Annotated in this window: 24 protein-coding genes; 18 read left to right on the top strand and 6 right to left on the bottom strand. The window is 39.5% G+C overall.

The annotated features are described in order from the left end of the window. The 12 genes from QZ620_RS02535 (at nucleotide 1) to QZ620_RS02480 (ending at nucleotide 8,469) form a co-directional block, all read left to right on the top strand. The gene (locus QZ620_RS02535; RefSeq protein WP_295178783.1) at nucleotides 1-615 is read left to right on the top strand and encodes a fumarylacetoacetate hydrolase family protein; all 615 of its coding nucleotides are present in this window, start codon (nucleotides 1-3) and stop codon (nucleotides 613-615) included. 6 nt (nucleotides 616-621) lie between these two features. Continuing rightward, nucleotides 622-963 carry an Hpt domain-containing protein gene (locus tag QZ620_RS02530; RefSeq protein WP_295178781.1) on the top strand — a complete coding sequence of 114 codons (342 nt, stop codon included), beginning with the start codon at nucleotides 622-624 and terminating at the stop codon, nucleotides 961-963. After that, a complete protein-coding gene (locus tag QZ620_RS02525) occupies nucleotides 960-2,219 on the top strand; it encodes a competence/damage-inducible protein A (protein ID WP_295178779.1) in 1,260 nt (419 codons plus the stop codon). The genes QZ620_RS02530 and QZ620_RS02525 overlap by 4 nt, the downstream gene beginning before the upstream one ends. 227 nt (nucleotides 2,220-2,446) lie before the next feature. Continuing rightward, the gene (gene rpmB / locus QZ620_RS02520) at nucleotides 2,447-2,686 is read left to right on the top strand and encodes a 50S ribosomal protein L28 (protein WP_026915534.1); all 240 of its coding nucleotides are present in this window, start codon (nucleotides 2,447-2,449) and stop codon (nucleotides 2,684-2,686) included. A gap of 29 nt (nucleotides 2,687-2,715) precedes the next feature. After that, complete coding sequence (gene rpmG, locus QZ620_RS02515) at nucleotides 2,716-2,898, top strand: 50S ribosomal protein L33 (RefSeq protein ID WP_057480125.1); 183 nt, start codon at nucleotides 2,716-2,718, stop codon at nucleotides 2,896-2,898. Nucleotides 2,899-2,905: 7 nt separating this feature from the next. Further along, entirely contained in the window at nucleotides 2,906-3,055 is a 150-nt protein-coding gene (locus QZ620_RS02510; RefSeq protein ID WP_084509775.1) for a DUF4295 domain-containing protein, read from the top strand. 140 nt (nucleotides 3,056-3,195) lie between these two features. Beyond that, nucleotides 3,196-4,149, top strand: coding sequence for a signal recognition particle-docking protein FtsY (ftsY, locus tag QZ620_RS02505; RefSeq protein ID WP_141877210.1), 954 nt, complete (start codon nucleotides 3,196-3,198; stop codon nucleotides 4,147-4,149). Continuing rightward, complete coding sequence (locus QZ620_RS02500; protein WP_295178766.1) at nucleotides 4,149-5,783, top strand: amidase family protein; 1,635 nt, start codon at nucleotides 4,149-4,151, stop codon at nucleotides 5,781-5,783. Before ftsY ends, QZ620_RS02500 begins: the two co-directional genes overlap by 1 nt. Continuing rightward, nucleotides 5,776-6,060: a hypothetical protein gene (locus QZ620_RS02495; protein ID WP_295178765.1), complete on the top strand. Its 285-nt coding sequence runs from the start codon at nucleotides 5,776-5,778 to the stop codon at nucleotides 6,058-6,060. Before QZ620_RS02500 ends, QZ620_RS02495 begins: the two co-directional genes overlap by 8 nt. 196 nt (nucleotides 6,061-6,256) lie before the next feature. After that, nucleotides 6,257-7,609 carry a 30S ribosomal protein S12 methylthiotransferase RimO gene (gene rimO / locus QZ620_RS02490; protein WP_295178763.1) on the top strand — a complete coding sequence of 451 codons (1,353 nt, stop codon included), beginning with the start codon at nucleotides 6,257-6,259 and terminating at the stop codon, nucleotides 7,607-7,609. A gap of 15 nt (nucleotides 7,610-7,624) precedes the next feature. Further along, nucleotides 7,625-8,038 (top strand): hypothetical protein, encoded by a 414-nt coding sequence (locus QZ620_RS02485; protein WP_295178761.1) that lies wholly within the window; start codon nucleotides 7,625-7,627, stop codon nucleotides 8,036-8,038. Further along, nucleotides 8,038-8,469, top strand: coding sequence for a hypothetical protein (locus tag QZ620_RS02480; RefSeq protein ID WP_295178759.1), 432 nt, complete (start codon nucleotides 8,038-8,040; stop codon nucleotides 8,467-8,469). The genes QZ620_RS02485 and QZ620_RS02480 overlap by 1 nt, the downstream gene beginning before the upstream one ends. A gap of 233 nt (nucleotides 8,470-8,702) precedes the next feature. Here QZ620_RS02480 and QZ620_RS02475 read toward each other — a convergent pair whose 3' ends face one another. The 3 genes from QZ620_RS02475 to QZ620_RS02465 are packed head-to-tail and all read right to left on the bottom strand — an operon-like array spanning nucleotide 8,703 to nucleotide 14,851. Beyond that, nucleotides 8,703-11,519, bottom strand: a complete 2,817-nt coding sequence (locus tag QZ620_RS02475; RefSeq protein ID WP_295178826.1) for a pitrilysin family protein — start codon at nucleotides 11,517-11,519, stop codon at nucleotides 8,703-8,705. A 7-nt stretch (nucleotides 11,520-11,526) separates the two neighbouring features. Further along, the gene (locus tag QZ620_RS02470) at nucleotides 11,527-14,010 is read right to left on the bottom strand and encodes a M14 family metallopeptidase (RefSeq protein ID WP_295178757.1); all 2,484 of its coding nucleotides are present in this window, start codon (nucleotides 14,008-14,010) and stop codon (nucleotides 11,527-11,529) included. A 55-nt stretch (nucleotides 14,011-14,065) separates the two neighbouring features. Beyond that, nucleotides 14,066-14,851: a prolyl oligopeptidase family serine peptidase gene (locus QZ620_RS02465; RefSeq protein WP_295178756.1), complete on the bottom strand. Its 786-nt coding sequence runs from the start codon at nucleotides 14,849-14,851 to the stop codon at nucleotides 14,066-14,068. Between the two features lie 141 nt (nucleotides 14,852-14,992). Here QZ620_RS02465 and bshC point away from each other — a divergent pair, with 141 nt between their 5' ends. Both bshC and QZ620_RS02455 read left to right on the top strand, forming a co-directional pair. Further along, nucleotides 14,993-16,609, top strand: coding sequence for a bacillithiol biosynthesis cysteine-adding enzyme BshC (gene bshC, locus QZ620_RS02460; RefSeq protein ID WP_295178754.1), 1,617 nt, complete (start codon nucleotides 14,993-14,995; stop codon nucleotides 16,607-16,609). 1 nt (nucleotide 16,610) lies between these two features. After that, nucleotides 16,611-17,975, top strand: a complete 1,365-nt coding sequence (locus QZ620_RS02455) for an aminotransferase class V-fold PLP-dependent enzyme (RefSeq protein ID WP_295178824.1) — start codon at nucleotides 16,611-16,613, stop codon at nucleotides 17,973-17,975. A gap of 3 nt (nucleotides 17,976-17,978) precedes the next feature. Here QZ620_RS02455 and QZ620_RS02450 read toward each other — a convergent pair whose 3' ends face one another. Continuing rightward, entirely contained in the window at nucleotides 17,979-18,704 is a 726-nt protein-coding gene (locus tag QZ620_RS02450) for an SIMPL domain-containing protein (protein ID WP_295178751.1), read from the bottom strand. Nucleotides 18,705-18,791: 87 nt separating this feature from the next. Here QZ620_RS02450 and guaA point away from each other — a divergent pair, with 87 nt between their 5' ends. From guaA to QZ620_RS02430, 4 genes are read left to right on the top strand one after another with little or no spacing between them, the layout of a single operon-like run. Continuing rightward, a complete protein-coding gene (guaA, locus tag QZ620_RS02445; protein WP_295178749.1) occupies nucleotides 18,792-20,321 on the top strand; it encodes a glutamine-hydrolyzing GMP synthase in 1,530 nt (509 codons plus the stop codon). A 22-nt stretch (nucleotides 20,322-20,343) separates the two neighbouring features. Further along, nucleotides 20,344-22,368 carry a LysM peptidoglycan-binding domain-containing protein gene (locus tag QZ620_RS02440; protein ID WP_295178747.1) on the top strand — a complete coding sequence of 675 codons (2,025 nt, stop codon included), beginning with the start codon at nucleotides 20,344-20,346 and terminating at the stop codon, nucleotides 22,366-22,368. Further along, nucleotides 22,358-22,759, top strand: coding sequence for an OsmC family protein (locus QZ620_RS02435; protein WP_295178745.1), 402 nt, complete (start codon nucleotides 22,358-22,360; stop codon nucleotides 22,757-22,759). The genes QZ620_RS02440 and QZ620_RS02435 overlap by 11 nt, the downstream gene beginning before the upstream one ends. Beyond that, nucleotides 22,756-23,298 (top strand): DUF922 domain-containing protein, encoded by a 543-nt coding sequence (locus QZ620_RS02430; RefSeq protein ID WP_295178743.1) that lies wholly within the window; start codon nucleotides 22,756-22,758, stop codon nucleotides 23,296-23,298. Before QZ620_RS02435 ends, QZ620_RS02430 begins: the two co-directional genes overlap by 4 nt. Here QZ620_RS02430 and QZ620_RS02425 read toward each other — a convergent pair. Both QZ620_RS02425 and QZ620_RS02420 read right to left on the bottom strand, forming a co-directional pair. Continuing rightward, complete coding sequence (locus QZ620_RS02425; RefSeq protein ID WP_295178741.1) at nucleotides 23,295-24,245, bottom strand: nitronate monooxygenase; 951 nt, start codon at nucleotides 24,243-24,245, stop codon at nucleotides 23,295-23,297. The two genes, QZ620_RS02430 and QZ620_RS02425, sit on opposite strands and share 4 nt — an antisense overlap. Beyond that, on the bottom strand, nucleotides 24,245-24,957 hold a 713-nt coding region (locus QZ620_RS02420; protein ID WP_295178739.1), incomplete at its 5' end, for a S8 family serine peptidase. The genes QZ620_RS02425 and QZ620_RS02420, both read right to left, overlap by 1 nt.

The following is a 24,957-nucleotide window of genomic DNA, read 5'->3' as shown; positions in this document are numbered from 1 at the left end:
ATGAAAATTATTTGTGTAGGCAGAAATTATACAGATCATATTTCAGAATTGAAAAATGAGAAGCCAGAGGAACCTGTGTTATTTCAAAAGCCTGATACCTCGATCTTATTGAAAAAGCAGCCTTTTTTTATCCCAGACTTTTCAAATGATATCCATTACGAAGTAGAGGTTTTAGTGAAGATCAAAAAAATAGGTAAGCATATTCAGGAGAAATTTGCACACAAATATTATGACGAAATAGGACTGGGAATTGACTTCACGGCCAGGGATCTTCAGAATAAACTTAAAGAAAAAGGACTGCCCTGGGAGAAATCCAAAGCTTTTGATGGTGCTGCTGTGATTTCAGACAAGTGGTTGCAAAAAGAGGAACTACCTGCGGTAGATGCACTCAATTTCAGGCTCGAAAAAAATGAAGCAGTAGTACAATCTTCATCAACCGCTCATATGCTTTGGAAAATTGATGAATTAATTGCTTATATTTCGTCGTATTTCACCCTCAAAATTGGTGATATCATCTTTACGGGAACACCTGCCGGAGTAGGAAAAGTCGCTACAGACGACAGATTAGTGGGTTACCTGGAAGATCAACAAATGTTTTCTATCAAAGTAAAATAGTTTTGAATGAGTAATTACAATCTTGACGACGTTAAGGAAATGGCTGGCGGCGATGAAGAATTTTTATTAATAGTAGTCCAGACGTTCCTTGAGGAAATTCCGCCAGACGTTGCTGCGATGAATGAAGCCATTGATAATGATAATCCTTCACTGGCTTATCAGTACGCTCATAAAATGAAACCGAACCTTCAAATGTTTGGTCTAAACCTAATGGAGCAGATTAAAGTTATTGAAGCCTGGTCTAAGCATGGTCAAAGAAAGGCTGAGGTGCCGCAAGCTTCAGAAATTATCACTAAAAAAGTGGATGTAGCTTCAGAAGCTTTGAAAAGAGATTTTAATCTAGGATGAAAGCTGAAATCGTAACCATTGGTGATGAGATCCTTATTGGACAGATAGTGGATACAAACTCGGTTTATATTTCCAAGCAACTGAATAAAATTGGGGTAAGCGTTCACCAGATCACTTCTATTCAGGATGATCGTGAACATATATTGAAAACCTTGGAGGAGGCTTCTTCCAGGGCAGATATCATCATCATAACTGGTGGGTTAGGCCCTACTAAAGATGATATTACCAAGAAATGTCTTTGCGAATTCTTCGATGATACGCTTGTAAAAAATGAAAAGGTTCTCCATCATATTGAAGAACTTTTTGAGAAATATATAGACACTCCAATTTCAGACCTTAACCGGGAGCAGGCGATGTTGCCATCAAAAGCTATTGCATTACATAACGAATATGGAACCGCATCAGGAATGTGGTTTAAAAAAGGTGATCAGGTATTTGTATCTATGCCGGGCGTGCCATATGAAATGCGCGGACTCATGGAGCACGAGATCATCCCGCGAATAATTTCCGAATTTTCCAGACCCGTTATTCTGCATAAAACTGTTATTACCCTGGGACTTGGAGAAAGCGCGATCGCCGAGCGTATAGAAGCCTGGGAGGATCAATTACCTGCGCATATTAAGCTTGCTTATTTGCCTAATCTTGGCAGAGTGAGGCTCAGACTTAGTGCACGAGGAACAGATCATAGGGAGCTTGAAGACGCCATTGATGAACAGATCATTGAGTTGCGTAAGCTTATTGGGGAGATCATGTATGGTTTTGAAGATGATGATCCAGTGGAAATGGTCATTGCAAAGTTGCTTGAAAAAGACAACTGGACGCTTTCTACTGCGGAAAGTTGTACAGGGGGTCGACTGGCTTCCAGATTTACAGAAGCGCCAGGGTCCTCGAAGACTTTTAAAGGAAGCGTGGTATGTTATGCGACCCAATCTAAAATTGATCTACTGGAGGTTCCGGAAAAGCTAATAAAAGAAAAGTCTGTAGTAAGTGCTGAAGTTGCCAAAGCTATGGCTGAAGGCGCTCGTAAAAAATTTAATACAGATATTGCGGTGTCTACTACCGGTAATGCCGGACCTGAAAAAGGTGATAGCGAAGCAGAAGTCGGTACTGTTTTTATTGGACTGGCAACTCCCGGGGAAACACTTGCTTTTGAATTTATGTTTAGCAATCACCGGGAGAAGGTGATAGGTAAAACAGTGAACAAAAGCTTACAGATCTTACTGGAACAACTACTAAAACTTCAGTCTACAGATTGAGACTCAATCTAATATCTTAAACTTTTTTAAAAATTGGTATTTGATCCTTTGATCATTATCATTAAAAAAATGTATTTTTGCATCCGCTCAGGCTTAATGGCGGTACTTAACGGCGATTCGAGAAGAATATTTTCAGGGTAAAATATTTTTTTTCATTTTGTTGTCTGTTAGGTAAAAAAATCGTTAATTTGCAGCCTGTTTTGAAATAACGAGAAAAGTATAGAGCAATGTCAAGAGTTTGTGAACTTACCGGGAAAAAAGCAATGGTTGGGAATAATGTTTCTCACGCCATGAACAAGACTAAACGTAAATTTAACGCCAATCTGGTTAAAAAACGTTTTTTCCTTCCTGAAGAAGATAGATGGATCACTTTGAAAGTGTGTACATCTGCATTAAAAGATATCAATAAAAAAGGCATTTCTGCCGTAATTAAGGAAGCTAAAGCAAAAGGATTTCTTCAGAAATAATCCCAAGCAGCACCTAAAAATATTTCACAATGGCAAAGAAAGGTAACAGAGTTCAGGTAATTCTAGAGTGTACAGAGCATAAAGCAACTGGACAACCAGGTACTTCAAGATATATTACTACAAAAAATAAGAAGAATACACCGGATAGAATGGAGTTGAAGAAATTCAATCCTATTCTTAAGAAAATGACGGTTCATAAAGAAATTAAATAATTGAGTCATGGCAAAGAAATCAGTAGCATCTATTCAAACAGGATCTAAAAGATTAACCAAAGCAATAAAAATGGTTAAATCGGAGAAAACCGGTGCCTACACATTTGTAGAACAAATCATGGCTCCGGAAGACGTTAACGACTTCTTGAAGAAGTAAGTATCGTTCACAAACGATTTTAGATAATCATAAAAAGCCGTCCTGGATTTATTCTGGACGGCTTTTTCTTTTTATGTATCTTTATTGCCGTAAAAAAGGGGCCGAATGGCTTCTTTTACATATTAACCTGCCAGAATATAATGAGTTTATTTAAAAAGATATTTTCTAAAGAGAAAAAAGAAAACCTTGACAAGGGACTGGAAAAATCCAAAGCCAGTTTTTTTGATAAAATGAGCAAGGCAGTTGCCGGAAAAACCAAAGTTGATGAAGAGGTTTTGGATGATCTGGAAAACGTACTTGTAAGTAGCGATGTGGGAGTTGCTACCACCATTAAGATCATTAATAGGATTGAAGAGCGCGTCGCCAGGGATAAATACCTCGGTACAGATGAACTAAATAAAATTCTACGGGAAGAGATCGCGGCATTACTATCTGAAACCAATAAGGGTGAAGGTTCAGACATTAGCCTTCCTGAAGGGAAAAAGCCATACGTCATAATGGTGGTTGGTGTAAACGGTGTTGGTAAAACCACCACGATCGGGAAACTTGCCAATCAGTTTAAAAATTCAGGTAAAAAGGTAGTACTAGGAGCGGCAGATACTTTTCGCGCCGCTGCGATTGATCAGTTACAAATCTGGGCTGATCGTACAGATGTACCAATCATTAAGCAGAAAATGGGAAGCGATCCCGCTTCTGTTGCTTTTGATACGGTGCAAAGTGCTGTAAAGTTAGGTGCAGATGTGGTTCTTATTGATACTGCCGGAAGATTGCACAACAAGGTGAACCTGATGAAGGAACTTACCAAGATCAAAAGAGTAATGCAAAAAACCATTCCAGAAGCACCTCATGAAGTGATGCTGGTGTTGGATGGTTCTACCGGGCAGAATGCTTTTGAGCAGGCTAAGCAGTTTACTGCGGCCACAGAAGTAACTTCGCTTGCTGTTACCAAACTGGACGGTACGGCAAAAGGTGGTGTGGTGATTGGGATTAGTGATCAATTTCAGATTCCTGTAAAATATATTGGCGTAGGGGAAAGAGTAGAGGATTTACAGGTTTTTAATAAATATGAATTCGTGGACTCATTCTTTAAATAATGAAACAATTATTTCTTCTTTTCGTGCTGGCAATTCTGCTGACTTCCTGTAAAAATGATCCAGAAAATTCAGAAGCAATTCAAACTGAACAAGATTCTACTTCGGTTTCTTCGGAAGAGCGAGAATTTAAAGTACTGGATTCAGAATTTATTACGGCAGACAGTTTATGGGTGCCATTTGAGAAAGATTTAGATGAATTTACTTCCGAAGTTTATGAGGAAGTAAAAGCTTTGGTTTTCGAAAAGTCCATTCCGGAAATTCAGGAATCTATCGCTTCCGGAAAACTTACTTACGAAGAGCTATCATTATTTTACTTAACCAGAATCAGAGAATATGACCGCGAAAACGAGCTTTCTCTTAATTCCGTGATTTCTCTGAATCCTGATCTTATTGCTGAAGCAAGAAAAAAAGATGAACAACTTAAAAACTCAACCAACAATCATCCTATTTACGGGATTCCGGTATTACTGAAGGATAATATCAATACCAATGCTATGCCAACTACAGCCGGTGCTGAAGCCTTAAGAGGAAATCAAACAGGTGATGCATTTATAGTGGAGCGACTTAAAAAGAATGGTGCACTTATACTAGGCAAGGCCAATCTAAGTGAATGGGCTTATTTCTTTTGTGGTGAATGTCCAAGTGGATATTCGGCAGTTGGAGGACAAACTCTGAATCCATATGGTAGAAAAATTCATGATACCGGCGGATCAAGTTCTGGAAGTGGAGTGGCAGTAGCCGCGAATCTTGCTCCCGTAGCAGTAGGATCTGAAACTTCCGGTTCTATCTTATCACCATCAAGTTCAAATTCGATCGTAGGATTGAAACCAACTATTGGCTTATTAAGCCGAGGCGGAATTGTACCTATTTCAAGCACTTTGGATACTCCAGGTCCTATGACCCGGTCTGTGATCGATAACGCGATCTTGCTTTCTGCTATGACCGGAGTTGATTCAGAAGATCCTGCTTCTTCCACAGCAAAACAACCTTCTAACCTCTTTAAGGATCTAAAAAATTCCACTGTTAAAGGAAAACGATTTGGAGTGATCAAAAGTTTAAAATCAGATTCTTTATACGTGAGGGCAGTGGCCGATCTTCAAAAAGCCGGCGCGACTATTATTGAGTATGAAGTGGAAGAAATTGATCTTCCAAATTTCTTAAGATTACTGAACCTGGATATGCAAAATGACCTTCCAGAGTATTTTCAGAAATATGGTGGAGAAGTTGATTTCCAAAATGTTCAGGATGTTGTGGATTACAATGCCATGGATTCAGTAAAAATAGCTCCTTACGGACAGGCTTTATTTGTGGGAATCCTAAAGGATTCAGCCAGTACTGAGGAATTTGCAGCGATCAAGGATACTTTGAAAATCAACGGTACGCGATTCCTGAGCAAACCGATGAAAGAGCATGATCTGGATGCGATCATATCTATTAATAATTATCATGCTGGTTATGCTGCGGTAGCAAAATATCCAGCGATAACGGTTCCTATGGGTTATACTTCAGAGAATCAACCAATGGGATTAACCTTCATCAGTGAACCTTTTTCAGAAAAGCAATTGCTGGAATTTGCATACGCATTTGAAAAGACTTCCAAACGTAGAAAAACACCGAAGGATTACAATGAGTGAAAAAGCAGACAGATACCTGGTCCTGATTTCCAAAATCATATTTTTTTACAGCATCTTTTTCGTTGTGATGAAAGTCATTTCAATGTTTCAGGGTGCATGGGTGATCCCGAATTTAATTCTGTCTCTACCATATTTAGTTTTTGGACTGGTTGGCGGTTATATGGTAAAATATAATAGGTATCACTGGGCATATGTGATCGCTGGGGTTATTTTGATAAGTATTGTTCGTTATTATGAAGTAGAGTGGATGCTTCAGTTGCAAGAGCGCTTTTCATAACTAATGCACTAGAGACTTTTTTCTACTTGAAATCTTTACAGAAAGTTTAGGTTACCAATCGCGACCTATACAAACCTGAATTAATACCAATTAGTTTATTCAGCTTAAAATTAGGTGTATAAATTTTACACCTTATCTTTGCACCCGCTTAGATTTTTGGATTCAGAATTCTTAAGCATTTAGAAAGCAATATATTATGAGGACGAAATCGCTTAAAAAGAACAGGATTAATGTAGTAACTCTGGGTTGTAGCAAGAACGTATATGATTCAGAAGTTTTGATGGGGCAGCTTCAGGCGAATGATAAAGATGTGGTTCATGAAGGCGAAGGTAATATCGTAGTGATCAATACCTGTGGTTTTATTGATAACGCAAAGGAACAGTCGGTTAATACAATTCTTGAATTCGTTGAGAAAAAGCAGGAAGGCTCTGTAGACAAAGTGTTTGTAACCGGTTGTTTAAGTGAGCGTTACAAGCCAGATCTTCAAAAGGAAATTCCAGATGTGGATCAATATTTTGGAACTACTGAACTACCAGGATTGCTTTCAGCTCTGGAAGCCGATTATAAGCATGAACTTATTGGTGAGCGTCTAACAACTACTCCAAAAAATTACGCATACCTAAAGATTGCTGAAGGTTGTGACAGACCATGTTCTTTTTGTGCTATTCCATTAATGCGTGGTGGACATAAGTCGACACCAATCGAAAACCTTGTGATAGAGGCAGAGAAACTCGCTGCGAACGGAGTCAAAGAACTTATTTTGATTGCTCAGGATCTTACCTATTATGGTCTGGATCTATATAAGAAAAGAAACCTCGCAGAATTGCTGGAAAATCTGGTAAAGGTAGAAGGCATTGAATGGATTCGTTTGCATTATGCTTTTCCTACGGGATTCCCAATGGACGTTCTCGATGTAATGAACAGGGAATCTAAGGTTTGTAATTATCTTGATATTCCTCTACAACATATTAATGATGATCTTCTGAAGTCTATGCGACGAGGAACCACTCATGAAAAAACCACTAATTTGCTTAAGAAGTTCAGAGCAACTGTTCCAGAAATGGCGATTAGAACTACTCTTATTGTTGGTTATCCAGGTGAAACTGAAGCGAACTTCCAGGAATTAAAAGAATGGGTTAAAGAAATGCGTTTTGAAAGACTTGGATGTTTTACTTATTCTCACGAAGAAAATACACATGCATTTAATCTTGTAGATGATGTTCCACAGGAAGTAAAGCAGGAACGTGCAAACGAGATCATGGAAATACAGTCTCAGATCTCCTGGGAGCTTAATCAGCAAAAGATAGGAAAGGTTTTTAAGGTCATCATAGACAGAAAAGAAGGTAATTACTTTATTGGTAGGACCGAGGCAGATTCACCAGATGTTGATAATGAGGTTTTAATCGATGCTACGACAGTTTATCTAAAGACCGGTGATTTTTACGAAGTTGAAATTACAGATGCTGCCGACTTTGATCTTTACGGTAAGCCTATCAATGTAGAAACCAGGAAGCCTGTTCGTAAAGAACTTAAGATCCGTACAGTCTAATTTAAAAACCTAGATTTGAATAAAATAGAGAAAACTCCACATTTTCTTAGAGGGAATATGCCATATTTTCTTGGTGGTTTCTATGTCCTTATGGGTATCGCAGCATACTTCAGTATAGGTGATTCATTTTATCTTTCTTATTTACCATTAGGAATTATAGCCGTTGTAGTTGGTTATTTCCGAAGAGAGAATAGGAAAGAATTTATAAAGTGGGACAACAAGAAGATCGTGCTTCAGGACCAAATCAATGGAAAGAAATCATATCCATGGACAGCGGTGGATGACTTTATAATTAGTGAAGAAAACCTGCTTATTAAGTCTGGGCCTGCGGATGGTATTTATTTCGAGATTAGAGAATTTTCACAAACCGATATCGCGAAATTAAGATCTGCCTATCCTGAATTCGCCAATCTAAAACACTCTGCTTAATGCATCGTATCACCAGAAAACTAAATTTTTTTAGAAGAAACCATTTCATATTATTTGGTGCTTTCTGGATTTTGATGAGCATTTTTTACCTGTTCTCGCAAATACTTTCAGCGGAAGACAGTACTTTCAATTATTTTATGAGTTTTGGATATCTCATCATTGGCTTGCTTTATTTCTATCAGAACCACCGTTATGGACAGAAAAAAGGTGAATATATAGAGTGGAATGATACTGTTCTAAATTACCAGGAAAATTTCGGAAAATTTTATTCTTTTAAGTTAAGTAGCCTTATTAATGTCACAGTAACTCGGGAGAATTTTATCATCAAAGCTCAAAATGCGCAGGGTACTATGGCTTCTCTTAAGGGTTATTCTGAAGAAGATATAGCGAAGCTTAGAGCAAGATTTGGTAATCAGACTTCTTCACTATGATTAAAAGACCAAGCTGAAGCAAGGCAATTAAGGATCGTTTTCAGTGTTAAAAATAGTGATAGTTATACTTAATTATCCCTCCGATCTAAAAGCAAAGAAGAACTAAAGACCATCGGCAGATATTTTGCTATAGATAACTCCATGTGCTGCTATTCTAAAATTCTTGACGATTACCATAAAAAAAGCAGGAACTCTAGTTCCTGCCTTTTCTAAAAATCTCATATTATTTATTGCTATTCTTCCTTGTTAAGCAATACCGGATCACCATATCCAAGATTCTTCAGTTTTTCGAACTGAGTTTCGGCATCACCAACAATAAGGAAATACATTTTATCAGGATCAATATATTTCTTCGCCAGCTCCTGAATATCCATCACCGTCATTTCCTCTACCTGCTGCTGCTGTTCTGCAACATAATCATCATTATAACCATAATCGCTAATCTCTTTAAGCATGTTTAGTTTTGCGCCCAGAGTTTCAAATTTCCTGGTGCTGCTTTTAGTCATAAAACTTTTGGTGACCTCAAGATCATCCTGAGTAAAAGTATCGGCATAATCTTTAAGAATGTCCCGAACCAATTCAGTAGCCTCATAAGTTATATTGGATCGAACACCGCTGGAAATAAGGAATGGCCCAATGTAGGATCTATCCTCGAACCTGGAACGAATTCCATAGGTGTAACCTTTTCCTTCTCTAAGTTCCTGGGTAAGCCTGGATGCGAAACTTCCACCACCAAGTCTGTAATTCATCACCTCTGCTGCATAAAAGTCTTTATCACTAGCGCTTAATGCTGGAGCACCGAACGTAAGAACAGATTGTTTTGCACCCGGCACATCATAAAAATAGATTAGAGATTTTTCCGGTGCTTCGAATTCTGGAATCTCCGGGAAATCTACAGTTTTAGGAGGCCAGGAAGCTGAAATTGCTTTTAGTGAATTCTTCGCCTTTTCGAGATTCAGATCACCTACTACGAGATAGGTAGCGTTAAGAGGTGAAAGATTTTCAGAATAATAAGCTTTAAGATCGCTCAGCGTGATATTCTCCACACTTTCTGTAGTTCCCATTTCATTCATGGAAAGTATACTGTTTTCACCATACACCAATTTTCGAAATTCATTCGAAGCAATATTGTTAGGATCTCCTTCCTGCTGTTTGATCCTGCTAAGGGTCTGTTGTTTAATAAGTTCGAACTCTGACTCATCCCAACGTGGTTGAAGCAGCATCTCATCCACAAGTTTCATCGTCTCGGCATAATTCTTTGCCAGTGTATTTCCGGTGATACTAATTTTTTCTTCCGAAGAACTTACATAAATACGCGCTCCCAATAGTTCTATTGCTTCCTCTAGCTCTGCCGGAGTTTTTTTAGCGGTACCACGATTCATCAAGTTGGCCAGTAGATTTGCTACTCCTGCTTTTTCTTTTGTTTCCAGTAACTGTCCGCTTTTAATTTCAAGACTAAACTGTACAAGTGGTACTTCTTTATTAGTAATGCCCATCACTTTTAGTCCGCTTGGCATCGTCGTTTTCCAGATCTCCGGAATTACCAGTTCAGGTTTTGCTGAATATGGAGGTTCGATTGTTCGATCAAAGCTAGAGGCTGTTTTTGGATAATCTACAGACTGTGATGCATCGAAGTCTTCTTCAGCTCCTTCCACGATCTTTTCTTCTACAACTTCAGCTTTTTCTGAATTTTCCAGGGCAAGATCCAATTGATTTTTTGGAACAAAACTGGTGGCAACATAATGCTGATCTTTTATATATTTTCTGAAGACTCTCAGGACATCTTCCGAAGAAACCGCCAGTAATTTTTCGATCTCTTTGTTGATGAAATTGGGATCATTTGCAAAAATATCATACTGTGCTAATTGAAAACCTTTTCCAAGAACACTTGAAATGGAGTTGTAGAAATTTGTCTCTAAACCGGCTTTAATTCTCTTAAGGTCTTTCTGCGGAATGCCATTTTTATCGAATTCGGCAAGTCCTTCCTGGATCACAGCCTGAACAGAGTCAAGGTCCTTTCCATCATAAGCCCGAACCTGAAGCATTAACTGTCCCGAAAGTTCAGAAGTGTAATTGAACATGCTAACATTACCAGAAAGTTTGGCATCTTCCACAATTTTCTTGTACAAAGGAGCATTTTTACCATCAGCCAGGTAGCTGGTCAATATCTCCAATGCAAAACTATCATGATGGTAAGAGTATACTGAAGGCCAGGCGAGTGTAAGCTCAGGCAGTTTGGCAAAATTGTCTTCGTGGTAGACTTTTTTAGTTTTTTTGAGACTAACAAGCTGCTTTTCCTGTTCTTCGATCTTCTCTCCACGTGGGATCTCATCAAAGTATTTGTGCACCCATTCCCTGGCCTGATCTTTATCAAAATCACCTGCGATGGTTAGGGTAACATTATTGGGAGTATACCACTTGTTATAAAAATCCTTTACATCCTGCAGAGTGGCGTTTTGCAGATCATCAAGACTTCCTATCACCTGCCAGTTGTAGGGATGATCTTTAGGATACAGGTTTTTGTCGATCACATAAAAAGTATGTCCATAAGGCCGGTTGTCCACTCCCTGGCGCTTTTCATTTTTAACTACCTGCTTTTCCTTGGCAAGAACTGGTTCTGTAACCGTATTGATAAAGTATCCCAGTTTATCTGCTTCGGCCCAGATCATTTTTTCCAAAGCATCTTTTGGTACGGTCTGGAAATAATTGGTGCGATCACGACTTGTAGAACCATTGGCACCGCTACCACCAATTCTTGCCGAGAGCTTATCCAGTCCACCTTTTCCAAGGTTTTCAGATTCGAGAAACAGTAGATGTTCAAATAAGTGTGCAAATCCTGTTCTGCCTTCTTTTTCCCGGGCACTACCCACGTGAGCGGTAAGAGCTACTGCTACGACAGGGTCTGATTTATCTTCGTGCAGTATCACCTTTAGTCCGTTTTCAAGGGTGAAAGTTTCGAAGTCCACCGAAAACTGATTCGTTCCTTCCTGGGCAAATCCAATAATATTTGCTATTAGAAAAAAACATAAAACAGATAAAAATTGTCTCATTTTCATATTAGTAATCATATCCTCTATTATTTGTTAGGAATAATGCATTGGTAAAAAATAACTTTCCGTTCTCCCAGAAAGCTCTGAATAGTAGATTGTCCACCATATAAATAATACTACCTCTACCTATATTTTCTTCGCCAAAAATAAGGGAGTTTTCAAGCTTTTTCTGAGCTTCGCTACCAGCAAATCCAGAAACGATCTCAGGTTGCTGAATGTAAACCACGTTATAGCCTGACTCAAGAAGTTCATAACTATCACCGCTGAGTTTTAAGCTGAAATAAGTATCGTCATATCCAAATGCCAATGGGTGACTTGAATCTACCGAAGTTTTTACGATACTACCGGTGATCATATTTTTTACATATTCTCTTTCCCGCTGCGAATAAGGCACAAGCTTGTCGGCAGTTTTTAGTGAATCTTTCTTAGAATCTTTTTCTTTAATTGCAAAATTATCTTTCCCTGCAAATGCTGAAACAGCATCCCCGATGGCAATAACCTTTCCACCGCCACGAATCCAGTTCTCAAGCATTTTCAAAGTATCCTCATCAAGAAAACCGGAGTAATTCCCTGAAGGGATCACCAGCACGTTGAGTTCACTCAGTACACTAGCAGAAAGATTACTAGTTTCCAATGGAATTACCGGATACTTCAAATCCTGTTCGAAAAAGTACCAGATCTCTCCAAAATTGAGCGAAGAAACCAGTTTACCTCTCAGGAGTCCGATTTTCTGCTTATTAATGATCTTTATATTTCCAGATCCAAAATCGGGTCCCTTATCCGAAAATCCTGTATTAGTAGCTACGAGTTTTCGCTGCATGTTATTGGCGATCTCCACCACTTTCTGCTGGAAATTTTCAATTGATGAATTATCACTTTTAGAAATTATAAGGCTACCAGCATTAAAATCTTCACCGGAATTTTGAAATTGTTTTTCACTAAAACGAACCTTGATGTCATTTTTAATAAGTTCAGCCAGGAATCTCGCATCCTCCATGCTATTCCATTTTGAAAGGAATGCCGTAGCTTTAGCGTTCGCTGTATTTTGCTCAAAGGTTTCAGGATTATTTGAATTCCCATTGATGATTTTGGAACTGGCAACTGTCTCCAGACCGTAGGCATAAGGCAGACTCCAGGCGGTAATATCGTACGTAAGAGAATCTACAAGTTTGGCTTTAGGTTCGAAAAGCACTTTGACCATTTTTGATTTTGGCTGATTCCCAGATACCAACAACGTTTCTTTAGAAGACTCAAGATTTCCACTTTTGGAATCCTGATAAGAATAACCTTTGATGGTACCTGAATTGGCAAAACTATATTTGATCTCATGCCTGTCCAGTAAATCAGTTAAAGCGTCGATCTTATCCTTTTCGCCATTCATTGCATAGGTTTTAAATTCTGAATCACCTTCAGCAAAAAAATCTGCAAATTCTGAAACCAGTTCGGCCGCATTTTCTGAAGCCATTTCCACCGTGGAAATTCCTGTAGTAAAATGATGTTCTATGCGATCTTTCAAGGTCAACATATAATCTTCGTTGGTTTGAACCCCTAAACCAGCACGGCCATGACCAGCCTGTTCGTAGGTCATCCCGATAGCGCCCATATAGGTTGGATACGTATCCCCGTAGCTTGGATAAAGCAGGTCAAATTGCTCCCCTGTAAAATATAACCAGCCATTATCGTCAAAATATTTCGCATGATTTTTTCCAATTCTGGTTTGGAAATCACGTTGAAATTCGGTAATGATCTCATGAAACGGTTCAGCAGCAGGAGCGAAATAATAAGGATCGTTGATATCCTGTTCGTGGAAATCTACATGGATATGTGGCATCCATTCATTATAAATTTTTAAACGTTGTCTTGTTTCTACCTGCGTTGCCCATGCCCAGTCACGATTTAGATCAAAAAGATAATGATTAGGTCTTCCTCCCGGCCATGGTTCATCGTGCTCGGCAGAAAACTGACTTGTATTAAAGGGAGTTGCTTTTACCTGGTTGTACCAGTTTGCATAACGGTCACGACCATCTGGATTGACACAAGGGTCAATAATTACCACTGTATTTTCCAGAAGTTCTCTCTTTCCGGTAACCAGTTCATATAGAGTTTTCATTGCAGCCTCGGTACTGGACGCTTCGTTACCATGCACATTGTAGCTTAACCATACGATCGCTTTTTCAGAAGTTTCATTAGAATCGGTTAGTCCGGCCCTCGCAATATGCTTTTGCTTGATGGACTCAACATTCTGTATATTTTCTTCCGAAGAAATAATGGCATAAGTAAGTGGTCGACGTTCGTTGGTAAGACCGTACTGCTGGTAATTTACCAGGTCAGAATTTTCAGCTACATGTTCAAAATAGTTCACGACATCTGCATGCCTGCTAAACTGAGAGCCTAATTCGTAACCAAGAAACTGCGACGGACTTTGAACCTCCTGTCCAGATAATGTTGTAGTAATTACAATGAGAAAGGATAAAAAGAATCTGATTTTCAAAATTTTAGATTTTCAAAAGTGAATGCATCCAAAATTAAGTAAAAAAATTCGCGATTTAGTCCCAAACTTCATCCTGTAGCCAACTCGCAGCATTTTGCAAATATGGAGCATAATTACAAGACTCATAATGCGTTAAACCAGGAGCTATTTCCAGCGTGACATTGGTACCGGCATCTTTTGTTGCGGCAACCCATTCCTGAGTTTCAGCAAGAGGAAATAATTCGTCGTTCTCCCCGTGAATAACGTATAGTGGGGTTTCTATGGTTCTAACACTTCCGTTAGAACTAAAAGTACTGTAACTGCTGGCCATGGGAATAGATGCAGTAAATATTTCAGGGTAAATTTCAGCATAGAACCAGCTGCCATTTCCACCATTACTGTAACCTGTTACCACGGTTCTGTCTCTATCTACGTTTAGGTATTTCTGAGTTAGATACATTAGGCCAATAACAAGATCCTGATTAAAAGCACTATTCCAAAGCTGGGTTCCTCCGTTGGGACTAACAATAATTGGATCCAAAGCTGCAAAACCAGGCTCTGCATAACAGGCAGTGTTTTTATGCGCATCTACATCTCCGCCAGCTGCACCATGAAGTGTTAGCACAAGAGGTCTCTCAGAAGATGAAGCACTTTCCGGGATGATCACTCTAAAATTCCAGGAACTTCCGTTAAGGTTTTCAAGTGTCACATCGTTAATCCCTTGTTGCAGGTTCAAAGCTTGAAAATCTGCTTCTAGATCTTCAATGCTTCTGCGATCTGGCGTTGAAGCGTCATCATCACTTGAACAGGATGTAAATGAGAATAGGATTAAGAGTGCGAAAATTAGTCGTTTTAAGATCATGAACTAATGGTTTTTGATTGATAACCGGAATTTAAGAATTTTAAAGATGTTAAGTTAATTGTAAAGAATATATATGCGGCTGGTCTCGATTTAGTTTCCTTCCTAAAAGGTTTTATCTTTACGGCAATTATAAACAGGTTGATGTCTACAGATCATATAGCTTATCCCGATACCAATTATTTTACTCCGTTAATCCTGGATTATCTTTCAGAAAAAGAAAGTTTGGAACATTTATATCATCGTTTTCCTAAAATTGAAAATTTCAGGGCTCAGATCGATGAAAAATCCAGGTCTTATAACAATTCCATTCGTAAGGATCTGGTTGAAGTTCTAAAAGAGCAGTATGCAGATCTTAAAGTTTCTGAGGCTACCTCCGGTAACATCGATCTTTTATCTTCAGAAAAGACATTTACAGTGGTTACGGGGCATCAGCTCAATCTTTTTACGGGTCCGCTTTATTTTCTTTATAAGATAGTTTCCACGATCAATCTTACCAGGAAGTTAAAAGAAGAACATCCAGAGAATAATTTTGTACCGGTATATTGGATGGCTACAGAGGATCATGATTTTGAAGAGATCAATTTTTTTAATCTCCACGGAAAAAGATTCAAATGGAATAATGCTGAAAAGCGGGCAGGAGCGACTGCTGTAGGTAAACTTTCTACGGAAGGGCTTGAGGAAGTTTTCAAGCTTTTTTCTTCCGAGATTGGTGGAGGAACTAATGCCGAAGAATTGAAGGAGATGTTCCAGAAAACATATCTGGAGCATAATAACTTGACCGATGCCACGCGCTATCTGGCGAACAGGTTATTTGGCAAAGAAGGCCTTGTTATCGTCGCAGCTGGAGATTCCCGTTTGAAAAAGCATTTTTCCGTCCATATAAAGAACGAATTATTAAATGAGTCTTCTTCAAAAGCCTCTCAGGCAGCTATAGATTCCCTGCAAGAACAGGACTATAAAGTACAGGTGAATCCGCGCGATATCAATTTATTTTATCTCAATGATGAGATTCGGGAACGTATCGTTAAAAAAGATGCTCAGTACTTTGTTCATGAAACAGAGATAAGCTGGAGTAGAGAGGAAATACTTGCACAAGTGGATGCGCATCCGGAACGTTTTAGCCCAAATGTCATGATGCGACCGCTTTACCAGGAAGTGCTGCTTCCAAATCTTTGCTATATAGGCGGAGGTGGAGAACTTGCTTACTGGTTGCAGCTAAAGAATTATTTCGAAGCTGAAGATGTGGTTTTTCCAATGTTGTTACTTCGGAATTCAGCATTACTGCAAACTGCTAAACAGGATGCCAAACGCAGAAAACTCGATATTTCACTGAAGGAATTATTTCTGAAACAACATGAGCTGATCAATCGAAAGGTTCGGAAAATCAGCAATATCAATATTGATTTTTCAGAACAGAAAGAGCATTTGATTCAGCAATTTCAGCAAATGTATGAGTTGGCTGAGAAAACCGATAAATCATTTATTGGTGCAGTAAAAGCTCAGGAAGTAAAGCAGCTTAAAGGTCTCGACAATCTCGAAAACCGACTCCTGCAAGCACAAAAAAGAAAATTAAAGGATGAAGTAGAGCGAATCGCTACGCTACAGAATGATCTATTTCCAAACAGGAGTCTGCAGGAGCGGCAAACAAATTTCTCTGAATATTACGATGAATACGGTCAGGAGCTTATCGAGCGCCTTTTAACAGAATTAGATCCTTTAGACGCAAACTTTAAAATTATCACTTTTGGAAAAGAATAGAATGCATACCATAGATATGGATCTGGTTGAGATGACGCTGGACGTGATGAAGTATGCTATCGATCGTATATCTAATGTAACGCCAGAACTTGGTGCACCAAAGAAGGAAGAAGAACTGTTGAGACTTGTTGGAGAAACTATAACTCCTGAAGGTATTGGAGGTGAAAGTGCATTCCAGTTATTTAAGAACGTACTGGTTAAAGCAACGGTACCTATTGATCATCCAAGACACCTGGCATTTGTTCCCGCTGCACCAACCAGGGCCGCGATCATGTTCGACCTGGTAACTTCAGCTTCCAGTATTCACGGTTCTTACTGGATGGAAGGAGCCGGAGGGATATTTTGTGAAAACCAGGCGATGAAATGGCTGGTAAGTTTAACCGGTCTACCGGAAACTGCTTTTGGTGTATTTACAAGTGGTGGTACAGCTGCAAATCTTTCAGCATTAGTTACTGCAAGAGAGGAGTGGCGAGAACAAAAGCCAGCTCACGCCAAAGATAGAGCACTTTTGATCACTTCAACAGGTGCACATTCTTCAATAAAATCCATGGCAAAAGTAATGGATGCAGATGTTTACCTGGTAAATTCAGAAGAAGAATTTTTGTCGGGAATTGTACTTCAGAACGAATTAGAAAATTTAAGTGAACAGGATAGAAATAGACTTTTCGCTGTGGTAGCTACGGGTGGAACCACCAATGCCGGGATTATAGATGATCTGGAAGGGGTGGCAAATGTTTGTGCAAGGGAAAATATCTGGCTGCATGTAGATTGTGCTTATGGAGGTGGAGCGCTGGCTGCAGATTCTGTAAGACATTTGTTTAACGGCATCGAGCAGGCAGACAGTATTACTATTGATCCTCATAAATGGCTGTTTTCACCATACGATTGTGGCGCGGTTATCTATAAAAATCTGGAACTTGCGAAAAAAGCACATTCTCAAAAAGGTGCTTATCTTGAGATATTCAAGGACGAAGGGGCACAAGGATTTAATCCTGCAGATTACCAGATCCAGCTTACCCGTAGATTACGAGGGATGCCATTATGGTTTTCACTGGCGATGCATGGAACTAACAAGTATAAAGAAGCTATTGAACGAGGGATAGAACTTGCAAATATTGCCGCTTCCAAAGTGAAGCAGAATGATTTGCTTGAACTGGTAAGACCGGCAAGTTTATCTGTAGTCTTATTTAAGAGAAAAGGATGGTCTGCGGAAGATTACCGTGAATGGACCTACAAGAATCATAATTCAGGATTTGCACTGGTCACCCCATCTCTGTGGAAGGATGAAAGTGTTGTGAGATTCTGCTTTATTAATCCGGATACTACTGAAGATGATATTGAGCAGATACTGGCTACTTTAGACTAATACTTAATCTATCTCATATTCAAGCCGCATTGTTATAGATGCGGTCTTGTTTTTATCTGCCGTGTTATATGCACCGCTCCAGCTAAAATCCTCGCCGCTATTCTGGCCGGTGATCTGAAACACGCCCATATTGGCACTTTTGAGATCGCCAAGATCTTCCCCGCTGTTCGATGCGATTTTTTCTGCACGTAGTCTGGCATCCTCTGTAGCTTTAGAGATCATTTCAATTTTGAGATCTGCCATTTTGGTATAGTAATACCTGGGAGGAGAGGAATTAAACTGGACGCCTTTATTCAATAATTCCGTGATCTCACGTGACACATTTTCGATAAGTTCTACATTATTGCTTTCGATTTTTACAGGTTGCGTTAGTTCGTAACCCTTAAAAATACTGCCCACATAATTCCCGTTTTGATACTGATTCTCCTGCTGTTCATTAGTTTGAACAGAGTTGAAGACAATGTTCTCATCTTTAATCCCTTTACCAATAAGATAGGATCTTACAATATTTTTATCCTGATCAAGTTGATTATATGCTGCTTCCAGATTAGGAGAATTTCTACTGAATCTACCTTCCCACACAATTAGATCTGAAATGAAATTTTCACTACCTGAACCGGTCACCGAAATGACACCATCGGGATTAGCTCTGGAAACATAAGCATCACTCAGAAAATAGGCTGCAGCCATGATCGCGATGGCAAAAATTATAGCATTTAAATATTTCATAATGGACAAAGTCTTAATGCATTTTAAATATAGAAAATTTCCATCTTCCTTTGCCGGCTTTTTTTACCTAAATTCCTATTTTTGCACATGCAAAACAACGTACTCATCCTAGACTTTGGTTCGCAGTATACACAGCTTATTGCAAGGCGTGTTAGGGAACTGAACATTTATTGCGAGATCTATCCATACTCGAAAATTCCAGAAGATTTATCAGGTTTTAAAGCGGTTATTCTTTCAGGAAGTCCATTTTCTGTAAGAGCCGAAGATGCCCCGCACCCAGATCTGTCACAGATAAGAGGTAAATTGCCTATGCTGGCAGTTTGCTATGGTGCTCAATATCTTGCCCACTTTTTCGGTGGGAAAGTTGAACCGTCAGATACAAGGGAATTTGGAAGAGCGAATCTTTCGGTGATCAAGGATGCAGAATTGTTGTTTGAAGATATCAAGGAGAATTCACAAGTCTGGATGAGTCACAGTGATTCTATTATAAACCTTCCTGCAAATGCGGTAAGACTGGCGAGTACTTCAGATGTGCTAAATGCAGCTTACAGAATTGAAGGGGAAGAGACCTACGCAATCCAGTTTCATCCAGAAGTTTACCATTCAACCGATGGTAAGCAATTATTAGAGAACTTTCTTGTAAAGATCGCGGGTACTGAGCAAAGCTGGACGCCTGGAGCCTTTGTGGATCTTACAGTTTCAGATTTACAGGAAAAGATCGGAGACGATAAAGTGGTACTGGGTCTTAGTGGAGGTGTGGATTCTACGGTTGCCGCCGTTTTATTACACCAGGCAATCGGCAAAAACCTGTACTGTATTTTCGTTAATAATGGTCTTCTACGAAAGAATGAATTCGAAAGCGTACTGGACCAATACAAGGACATGGGGCTTAATGTAAAGGGAGTGGATGCTTCGGCACGATTTCTGGATGCGTTGAAAGGTCTTTCAGATCCTGAAGAAAAGAGAAAAGCAATCGGGAATACTTTTATTGAAGTTTTCGATGACGAAGCTCACGAGATCAAGGACGTTGTATACCTGGCGCAGGGAACTATCTATCCAGATGTGATCGAGTCGGTTTCAGTTAATGGACCTTCAGTAACGATCAAGTCGCACCACAATGTGGGAGGATTACCCGATTTCATGAAGCTGAAAGTGGTAGAGCCGCTAAGAATGCTATTCAAAGATGAAGTTAGAAGAGTAGGAAAGGAACTTGGAATTGACAAAGTATTACTCGGGAGACATCCATTTCCAGGTCCGGGACTGGCGATTAGAATTCTTGGTGATATAACGGCAGAAAAAGTGCGAATACTTCAAGAAGTAGATCATATCTTTATACAGGGATTAAGAGACTGGATGTTATATGACAAAGTATGGCAGGCCGGAGCGATCTTACTACCCATACAGTCGGTAGGAGTCATGGGTGATGAAAGGACTTACGAGCAGGTTGTAGCATTGAGAGCTGTGGAATCCACAGATGGAATGACTGCAGACTGGGTGAATCTACCTTACGAGTTCTTGCAAAAGACTTCGAATACAATAATCAACCGGGTGAAAGGCGTTAATAGAGTAGTCTATGATATTAGCTCCAAACCGCCGGCAACTATAGAGTGGGAATAAAATCTCGAAAAAAGATAAAAGAATGAAGTACCTATTTGTGTTATGTTTCCTGTTCCAGGTGATAAGTATGTCTGCAAACGCGCAGTCGTACAAATATCATACTGTGAAAAAAGGTGAAACTGTGTTTAGTATCTCCCAGTCTTACAGTATTGATGAGGAGGATATCTATAAATACAATCCGGAAGCAAAGAACGGAATAGGGATCGATGAAAAACTCGTTATTCCAATTTCTGAAAATAATACTGAAGTGTCTTCAAATACAGAAACTTCAGTTACATCTGTATCTTTCAAAGAACACCAGGTAAAGAAAAAGGAGACGCTTTATAGTCTTTCAAAGGAATACGGAGTTAGTATCGATAATATTAAAAGGTATAATAAGCAGTTATATTCCAAGGAGCTTCAGATAGGAGAAACCATTCAAATTCCTGTTGGAAATATTCCTGCGGAAAACGTGGTGGTAAAGAATACTCCGCAACCGGAATCAACAAATCAGTCAGAGAAAGCTCCCGCAGAGAAACCTGTGAATTCTAAAGTTTCCAGTAGTTCGCAAAACTTCAAGACAAGAGAGCATATCGTACTTCCGCAGGAAACCAAATATGGAATTGCAAGAAAGTATGGGATGACGCTGAAGGAGCTGGACGAGATGAATCCTAAAGTAGAAATATTACAGCCTGGTATGATGATTCGTGTTGGCACTGCTGTCCTGGATGAGGAACCGGTGATTATCACTGATGATCGTTTTCGATTTTACGAAGTAAAACCACAGGAAACCCTTTACCGACTGTCTAAAAAGTTTGAAGTATCTCAGGATTCTTTGATCAGGTTAAATCCTGCATTAACAGAAGGATTGAAATTTGGGATGGTGCTAAAGGTTCCAAAAAAGGATGGAAATCCTGAAGATGAGGAGGACAAGAGGTACACCGGTATGGGATCAGGTTCGCAGTCTAAAGTAGATCTCAAATCTTCTATCGATAATCGCGATACTAAGGAGATCGCTTTAATGCTGCCGTTCCATCTGGATAAAGTTGATGCCGATTCAATTCCTACTTATCGTAACGCTATACTTAATGAAAGAGTGATACGAATTTCTCTTGATTTCCATAGTGGTGTTCTAATGGCTGTGGAGAAAGCGAAAAGCATGGGGATTTCTACAAAGCTTAAGGTGTATGATACCAGAAGAAGTACTGGGGAAGTCTCAAACATTTTAAGAACGAATAACTTTGATCATGTAGATGCGGTTATAGGTCCGCTAATTCAGGATGTAACAGAAACTGTAGCTGGAGCGTTGGAGAACAAGAACATTCCTGTGATCAATCCACTTAGTAATCGAAGTATGAAAGGCTACGGAAACTTATTCCAGTCCCGACCAAGTGAAGAATTTCTAAGATCGAAAATGGTTGACTATATCGCCAGAAATGCGAGTGGAAAAAATGTGATTGTTATTGCCGACTCAAAATCTTTTGCCATCAAAAATGAATTGATGAGTGCGGTACCTTCAGCGAGAACGGTAAATCCTTCAGATAATTTTGTTTCCGAAGCAAAACTGGCGGAAGTAATGTCTTCCGGCGAAAACTGGGTGATTCTTGAGTCTGAAAATATGAACCTTATAAGTAGTGTTGCTGCTGCTTTGAACAGGTTAACAAGAAATAATAAGATCACGCTGCTTACTACCAATAAGAATAATGGATACGAAAGTGATGTGATCTCCAACAATCATCTGGGAAAATTGAAACTTCATTACCCTTCAGTAGACAAGGAATTCGATACCCAGCAAGATGATGAATACGTAAAAGAGTATGCTAAGAAATTCAAAGTTCAGCCTAACCAGTACGCCATGCGTGGTTACGATCTTACAATGGATGTATTGTTAAGACTGGCTTCAGCGGAAGATCTATACGAAAGCTTTGAAAAATATCCTGGCTATACTGAATATTACGAGAGCAAATTTCATTATTTGATGAAGCCTGAGGGTGGATATACTAATGATGCGATCTATATTTTAAACCTGAATGAAGATCTAACTATAACTGAAGCAAATGACCTCTAAAGTTACATACCTCGGAAATTTAAGAACAGAAGCTGAACATTTGCAAAGTGGATCGAAGATGATCACCGATGCTCCTGTGGACAATCATGGTAAAGGGGAAGCTTTTTCACCAACAGATACGGTGGCAACGGCACTTGCTTCATGCATGCTTACGATCATGGGAATTAAGGCCAATGATCATCAAATGGAAATTGAGGGTACTACCGCTGAGGTTACCAAGGTGATGACCGATAAGCCTCGAAGGATTTCGAAAATTGAGATCAACATATCTGTAAAAGGAAGCTTTGAGGAGAAGGAAAAGAAGATCCTGGAGAACGCGGCACTTACCTGCCCGGTCTATCATAGTCTGCACACAGATATTGAAAAGCTAATAAATTTCAACTATTCGTGAGAAAAGTATTTCTCGTTTTATTTCTCTTAGGGATTGTCCATATTGGCGGTGCACAGGAAAAAAGAAAAATTGCTTGGGCTGATATAGATCGTCTTAGCTGGCAAAATTTTGAAGCTGCGCCAGATTATAATATAGATTTTTCAGCAAATACAAATTCCGGGATAAGCTATTCCTGGAACTATAGTACGAGCACAGGAAAGCCTGAGCTTACCAATGAAGTGAAAAGTAATTTTTATCCGGATTTAAGCTGGGTAAAGGACGTGAACAATCCCGAATATTTACTGGCTCATGAACGATTACATTTTGATATAACTGAATTGCATGCAAGGAAACTGAGAAAGCGGCTTGCTGAATATGAACCTGGCAGAAGGATCCGACAGGATTTAAAAAGACTTTATAATATTACTGAAACTGAAAGAGTCGCTATGCAGAATCGTTTTGATAAAGAAACTTCACATAGTGAAAATAAAGAAGCAGAGTTACGTTGGAGAAAATTTGTGGCTTCTAAATTGGCTGACTACGAAGATTACACGCTTTAAAATTGTTGGCAAGCGATTTTAGTTTCTTCAAATTCAGAAATCATTTCCTTTACAATTTCAGCAGCAGGTTTGATCTCATTGATCAATCCGGAAATCTGGCCTATTTCAAGTTCGCCTTCTTCCAGATCACCTTCATACATCCCTTTCTTTGCTCTGGCTCTTCCGAGTAAAGAAGTAAGATCTTCTTTGCTTGGAGATTTAGTATAAAGTTCCTGAACATCTTCAAAAAACTTATTTTTTAGTAATCTTACTGGTGCGAGTTCCTTAAGGGTAAGTACAGTGTCACCTTCTTTCGCTTTCACTACCATTTCCTTGAAATTCTGGTGAGAACTTGCCTCGGGTGTCGCTACGAACCTGCTTCCAACCTGCACAGCATCAGCGCCAAGTACCATCGCTGCAAACATTCCTTTTCCATTGCCAATCCCTCCAGCTGCTATCAGCGGAATATCGATCTTTTCACGAACCATAGGAATCAAGGTAAAAGTGGTAGTTTCATCACGACCATTATGACCACCTGCTTCAAATCCTTCAGCAACAATAGCATCTACACCGGCTTCCTGAGATTTTACAGCAAATTTTACACTGCTTACTACGTGTACCACTTTGATCCCATGACTTTGTAGATGAGATGTCCAGGTCTTAGGATTCCCGGCAGAAGTAAATACGATCTTAACACCCTCATGAATAATAATGTCCATGATCTTCTCAATATCGGGATAGAGCATCGGCACGTTTACCGCAAAAGGGTGATCGGTAGCTTTTTTACATTTTTGAATATGTTCCTTAAGGATCTCAGGGTACATGGAACCTGCCCCAATAATTCCAAGACCACCGGCATTAGAGACCGCACTGGCTAATTTCCAGCCGCTTGCCCAGATCATTCCCGCTTGTATTAAAGGATATTCAATATTGAAAAGTTCAGTGATTCTATTGTGCTTAAAACTCATTACTTTTTGATGATAAGAAATTTTTCAGTCGTGTTTTCAGATTCAAACATAGCAATATAAATACCACGAGAAAAGCCGGAAAGATTAATTTCTGAAGAAACGCTGCGTTCGCTTAAGACCATTTTTCCTGCGGTATTGAAAATCCGGATATTATAATCGGTTGCTGGTCCGGCAAATTTCAGAAATTCGTCTACTGGATTTTGATATAAAATTAATTCCGAAGAATTAGGAGCAACGGAATTAGCGGGAGTTGAAAAGTCTGGAATACCATACCCCAGGAAATTATTAGTTGAATTGCCAAGATGCCCCAGATCTCTAATCAATTGCATCACCTCGAAATTAGTCCATTCCGGGTTTAATTGCCAGAGGCATGCAATGGCTCCTGCCATGATCGGGCTGGAGAATGATGTGCCATTCACGCCAACGAGCCTATCATCTTCGTTGATAGCTGCGACCTCGATAGCCTGAGCCACCACATCAGGTTTAATTCTCCCGTCTGCGCTGGGTCCAACAGAACTAAATGGGGCATAATTACCTGAAGGATCAACTCCGCCAACGGCAAGCACATTAGCATCTGCAGGAGCACTTATGATATTGAAATAACCCTCGTCTCCACGATTTCCAGCTGAAGTTATCACAAGCATCCCCTTCTGCATAGCCATATTGGCTCCTCTGGAAATAAAACTTGTCTGCCCATCCATATCTTCCGGAA

Source organism: uncultured Christiangramia sp. (assembly GCF_913046405.1).
In the GTDB taxonomy this organism is placed as follows: Bacteria; Bacteroidota; Bacteroidia; order Flavobacteriales; family Flavobacteriaceae; genus Christiangramia; species Christiangramia marina.
The sequence above is the reverse complement of the archived record's forward strand: the minus strand, read 5'-3'. Positions and strand labels throughout refer to the sequence as shown.

Bases quoted from the DNA above. Each gene is read 5' to 3' on its own strand.
- guaA (WP_295178749.1), top strand. From the start codon at position 18,792: ATGCAAAACAACGTACTCATCCTAGACTTTGGTTCGCAGTATACACAG.
- QZ620_RS02510 (WP_084509775.1), top strand. From the start codon at position 2,906: ATGGCAAAGAAATCAGTAGCATCTATTCAAACAGGATCTAAAAGATTA.
- rpmG (WP_057480125.1), top strand. From the start codon at position 2,716: ATGGCAAAGAAAGGTAACAGAGTTCAGGTAATTCTAGAGTGTACAGAG.
- rpmB (WP_026915534.1), top strand. From the start codon at position 2,447: ATGTCAAGAGTTTGTGAACTTACCGGGAAAAAAGCAATGGTTGGGAAT.
- QZ620_RS02465 (WP_295178756.1), bottom strand. From the start codon at position 14,851: ATGATCTTAAAACGACTAATTTTCGCACTCTTAATCCTATTCTCATTT.
- QZ620_RS02435 (WP_295178745.1), top strand. From the start codon at position 22,358: ATGACCTCTAAAGTTACATACCTCGGAAATTTAAGAACAGAAGCTGAA.
- QZ620_RS02440 (WP_295178747.1), top strand. From the start codon at position 20,344: ATGAAGTACCTATTTGTGTTATGTTTCCTGTTCCAGGTGATAAGTATG.
- ftsY (WP_141877210.1), top strand. From the start codon at position 3,196: ATGAGTTTATTTAAAAAGATATTTTCTAAAGAGAAAAAAGAAAACCTT.
- QZ620_RS02450 (WP_295178751.1), bottom strand. From the start codon at position 18,704: ATGAAATATTTAAATGCTATAATTTTTGCCATCGCGATCATGGCTGCA.
- QZ620_RS02525 (WP_295178779.1), top strand. From the start codon at position 960: ATGAAAGCTGAAATCGTAACCATTGGTGATGAGATCCTTATTGGACAG.
- QZ620_RS02530 (WP_295178781.1), top strand. From the start codon at position 622: ATGAGTAATTACAATCTTGACGACGTTAAGGAAATGGCTGGCGGCGAT.
- bshC (WP_295178754.1), top strand. From the start codon at position 14,993: ATGTCTACAGATCATATAGCTTATCCCGATACCAATTATTTTACTCCG.
- QZ620_RS02425 (WP_295178741.1), bottom strand. From the start codon at position 24,245: ATGAGTTTTAAGCACAATAGAATCACTGAACTTTTCAATATTGAATAT.
- QZ620_RS02455 (WP_295178824.1), top strand. From the start codon at position 16,611: ATGCATACCATAGATATGGATCTGGTTGAGATGACGCTGGACGTGATG.
- rimO (WP_295178763.1), top strand. From the start codon at position 6,257: ATGAGGACGAAATCGCTTAAAAAGAACAGGATTAATGTAGTAACTCTG.
- QZ620_RS02500 (WP_295178766.1), top strand. From the start codon at position 4,149: ATGAAACAATTATTTCTTCTTTTCGTGCTGGCAATTCTGCTGACTTCC.
- QZ620_RS02480 (WP_295178759.1), top strand. From the start codon at position 8,038: ATGCATCGTATCACCAGAAAACTAAATTTTTTTAGAAGAAACCATTTC.
- QZ620_RS02535 (WP_295178783.1), top strand. From the start codon at position 1: ATGAAAATTATTTGTGTAGGCAGAAATTATACAGATCATATTTCAGAA.
- QZ620_RS02495 (WP_295178765.1), top strand. From the start codon at position 5,776: ATGAGTGAAAAAGCAGACAGATACCTGGTCCTGATTTCCAAAATCATA.
- QZ620_RS02475 (WP_295178826.1), bottom strand. From the start codon at position 11,519: ATGAGACAATTTTTATCTGTTTTATGTTTTTTTCTAATAGCAAATATT.